The organism is Mesorhizobium sp. M1A.F.Ca.IN.020.06.1.1 (assembly GCF_004023265.1).
Classification (GTDB): domain Bacteria; phylum Pseudomonadota; class Alphaproteobacteria; order Rhizobiales; family Rhizobiaceae; genus Mesorhizobium.
Map to the genome: position 1 here is coordinate 1 of NZ_RZSR01000901.1, position 2,454 is coordinate 2,454.

3 protein-coding genes are annotated in these 2,454 nt (G+C 63.7%); 1 reads left to right on the forward strand and 2 read right to left on the reverse strand.

Going from position 1 to position 2,454, the window contains the following annotated elements; all coding sequences use genetic code 11:
* Positions 1-403 precede the first annotated feature (403 nt).
* Positions 404-1,342: a GlxA family transcriptional regulator gene (locus tag EOA60_RS28750; RefSeq protein ID WP_348626470.1), complete on the forward strand. Its 939-nt coding sequence runs from the start codon at positions 404-406 to the stop codon at positions 1,340-1,342.
* A gap of 143 nt (positions 1,343-1,485) precedes the next feature.
* Here the strand turns inward: EOA60_RS28750 and EOA60_RS28760 are convergent, their stop codons facing one another.
* Positions 1,486-1,827, reverse strand: coding sequence for a peptidase inhibitor family I36 protein (locus EOA60_RS28760; RefSeq protein WP_067000849.1), 342 nt, complete (start codon positions 1,825-1,827; stop codon positions 1,486-1,488).
* Between the two features lie 114 nt (positions 1,828-1,941).
* The coding region (locus EOA60_RS28765; RefSeq protein ID WP_128312294.1) for a DUF1194 domain-containing protein at positions 1,942-2,454 on the reverse strand (513 nt) is incomplete at its 5' end.

The window sequence follows — 2,454 nt, forward strand, 5'->3', positions numbered from 1 at the left end:
TGCCAAGACCATGCCCGGCCAGACCGGCGCCATGGCTGCCGCTCGCCTCGGCTTCGTTGCCTGACACAGCAGTTTCGAACGGCACCTGGTTGCCGTCGCGCTGAATGAAATTCAACGTCGCCCGGCTCCGCCGTGGCGGCGTTTTTCTTCTGACGGCGCATTCGTTGGAACCTGAAGTAGCAACCTCCAGTCTCGCGCCATCGACGATTGCCCGTTTGCGACCCGTGTCGCAAATTTAATCGTCGCTTAGCCGTCTAGCCGATTGACAGGAATGATTTTTCCTGATGTCGCTATGCTATTAGCGACATTCTGTTCGCGTCATGGCCGCGTGAGGTTTCCCGTGAATGCCGTCAAGCACCCGATCAAGAGATCGTTTGTGTTCTTCCTCATCCCCGACTTCACCATGATCGCCTTCGCAACGGCGCTCGACCCGCTCCGCTCGGCCAACCGGATGCTCGGCTACGAGGCCTATAGCTGGCGCCTGGCCAGTATCGACGGCAAGCCCGTGCGCGCCTCGAACGGCGTCGAATGCGCCGTCAACACCTCGCTCGAGGAAGAGCGCAGGAAGATGGCCGGGCCGGACCGCCCGAACATGGCGATCGTTTGCAGCGGCATGAATGTCGAGCGCTATCATAACAAGTCGGCCTTCGCCTGGCTGCGCGAGGAATACAACCGCGGCGTCGCCGTGGGCGGCCTGTGCACCGGCGCGCACATCCTGGCGGCCGCGGGCCTGCTCTCCAACAAGCGCTGCGCCATCCATTGGGAAAACCTGCCGGGCTTCTCGGAGGCCTTTCCCAAGGCCAATGTCTTCGCCGACCTCTTCGAGATCGACCAGAATGTCTACACCTGCGCAGGCGGCACCGCGGCGCTCGACATGATGCTGAAGCTGATCGGCGACGACTTCGACGAAAGCCTCGTCAACCGCGTCTGCGAGCAGGTGCTGACCGACCGCGTGCGCAGCCCGACGGATCGCCAGCGCCTGCCGCTGCGCGCCCGTCTCGGTGTGCAGAATTCCAAGGTGCTGACCATCATTGAATTGATGGAGGCGAACCTCTCCGAGCCGCTGTCGCTGATCGAGATCGCCGACCATGTCGATCTGTCGCGCCGGCAGATCGAGCGCCTCTTCCGCACCGAGATGGGCCGCTCGCCTGCCCGCTACTATCTCGAGATCCGGCTCGACCGCGCCAGGCATTTGCTCATCCAGTCGTCGCTGCCCGTGGTGGAAGTGGCTGTCGCCTGCGGTTTCGTCTCGGCCTCGCACTTCTCCAAATGCTACCGCGAGCTCTATGCCCGCTCGCCGCAGCAGGAGCGCGTAGACCGCAAGCAGTTGCTGGCCGCCTAAGCGACAAGGCTACGAAAACCTACGGCGGCTGTGCGGTCCGTATCGCCTCAATGCGGATGTCTTCGGTCAACTGCGCCTTCAGCGCCGAGAATTCCGGGCTGGTTTTCAGCCTGGCGTTATGACCGCTCGCCGGTTTGACGACCTCAATATCGGTCGCAATAGCACTCCGCGGACGAGATGCGGTCGTTCCAGCCGGAACCTCCGAAATCGCGGACCCTGCGATTGAGCTCGATCGAGCGGCCGCGCCTTCCTGCATTCTCATAGGCGACAAGCGTGCAGCCCCGCCGCACCAGCACCGAGGAAACGCGGTCGTTCCAGAAGCCGCCCCGGAAATTGACGGCGTCGTCAGGACCCATTGCAAGCGAGCGCCCGCGGAAGTTCGCATTCTCGAACAGCACGCAGGCGGCCTCGCCGTAAAATTGGGCGCTGGCGCTTCCGGCAAATATTGTCGACGCAAGCGCCGCCAGGATGACCAAACGTTTCATGCAATATTTCCTCATTTCATCGCGTTGCGCGATGGCGCGGGCCCGATCACATTTTGCCATTGTGCTACACGAGGAAGCAAGTCCGAACCCCGCTCCGGCGGAGCTTGCCGACCGTCACCGGCTATCCATCATCCAGCCGCGGTTGCGCCACATCTTCTCACCGGCCAGGCAATCGGCGGCCGGCCTGTCGTCGGCAAGCACGACCGGCGGGTGAGCCGCCTCTTCTGCCGCCCATTGCCGCGAGGCCGGGCCGGCGAGCTCGAGCACCAGCTTGCGACGGATCGCTTCCGGGAATTGCGTCCAGTCGTTGACCGGGATCATGAAGGCGCCCGGCCCGCCGATCACGCAGTCGCTGTAGTAGCGGTCGAGATTGGCGACGTCGAAGGCGCCGCCGTACCCGCCCCTTGTCATCAGCGGCAGTCCGTTGATGGTGATGCCCTGCCTCACCACCTCGTCGCGCGTGATGTCGACCGGCGCGCCCTGGTTGTTGGGTCCGTCGCCCGAAACGTCGATGACGCGCTTGGTCCCCTGAAAGCCGCTTTCGGCGAAAAGGTCGCTGCCGAAGGCCAGCGCGCCGGAGATCGAAGTACGTCGCGCGCTGTCCGGCGGACGTGCGTTCATCTGCGC

Bases quoted from the DNA above. Each gene is read 5' to 3' on its own strand.
- EOA60_RS28750 (WP_348626470.1), top strand. From the start codon at position 404: ATGATCGCCTTCGCAACGGCGCTCGACCCGCTCCGCTCGGCCAACCGG.
- EOA60_RS28760 (WP_067000849.1), bottom strand. From the start codon at position 1,827: ATGAAACGTTTGGTCATCCTGGCGGCGCTTGCGTCGACAATATTTGCC.